Annotated in this window: 2 protein-coding genes; both read left to right on the forward strand. The window is 34.5% G+C overall.

Annotated elements, in window-relative coordinates; all coding sequences use genetic code 11:
- The first annotated feature begins 136 nt into the window (after positions 1–136).
- Positions 137–457 carry a helix-turn-helix domain-containing protein gene (locus Q0976_RS23975; protein WP_299497381.1) on the forward strand — a complete coding sequence of 107 codons (321 nt, stop codon included), beginning with the start codon at positions 137–139 and terminating at the stop codon, positions 455–457.
- 223 nt (positions 458–680) lie between these two features.
- A complete protein-coding gene (locus tag Q0976_RS23980; RefSeq protein ID WP_299497383.1) occupies positions 681–872 on the forward strand; it encodes a hypothetical protein in 192 nt (63 codons plus the stop codon).
- Positions 873–904: the final 32 nt, after the last annotated feature.

The following is a 904-nucleotide window of genomic DNA, read 5'->3' on the forward strand; positions in this document are numbered from 1 at the left end:
TCACATGGGGAAATAGGAAAGTACATGCAGAGCATGTTTCATTTCATGTGATAGTAGGGTGAAGAGTCTGCGCTTATACCAATCTAAGTAAAAATATGATCTAATTGTATTTATTACATTCGCTTTATGGTTTGTTATGGATAACCTAAAAAATACCGACTTTACATCACTTGCACGCAAGCAAAAATCCATTCAAATGAGGATGCGACTGCTTGCGCTCGCTCATTTTCAAAATGGTCAATCTAGAACTCAAATTGCTTATCTTTTAAAAGTCAGCAGAACTAGCGTAAATAAGTGGGTGAAGGCTTTTTTAGAAGAAGGTGTAAGCGGATTGCAAGAAAAACCACGTACAGGTAGACCAGCCTACCTTAGCCGTAAACAACAAATTCAACTTGCTGAATATATAGAGCAAAGAATAGAAAACCCTCAAGTCGGTGGCCGATTAATACCAATCTGAAAAATTAACTGATCAACTTTGCCCTGTCTTTAGAACACATTTACGTGATCGGCCTTAGGCACATGGTTTCTTTACTTTTCACGGCATGAGTATTGCTCGATCTATTCCTTTGTGCGGACAGACTGATTCAAATAGATTGATATAAATGCCATCGCCATGGTGATATTTTTACACAGTGAATTTTGATATCTATTTAAATCAACACTAATGAGGTATTCTATATATGCCAATTTTTATTCAATTATTTATGATTAGCTTCATAATGTGTAAAGCGTCTGTTGATGATTATTATTTTCGAAGTGATCTGAGTAAATTAACTTTGCTAATGGATTTAATTGGTGTGAGTAATATTAATGCAATTACAGCACTTTTTGTGGATAACTTAGGGGGTAAATCGTTAGGAAGTTGTGCTTAATAAATAAAGTGAAAATAAATGCTTTTTTTCTT

Origin of the sequence: uncultured Shewanella sp., from assembly GCF_947501665.1 — a bacterium.
In the GTDB taxonomy this organism is placed as follows: domain Bacteria; phylum Pseudomonadota; class Gammaproteobacteria; order Enterobacterales; family Shewanellaceae; genus Shewanella.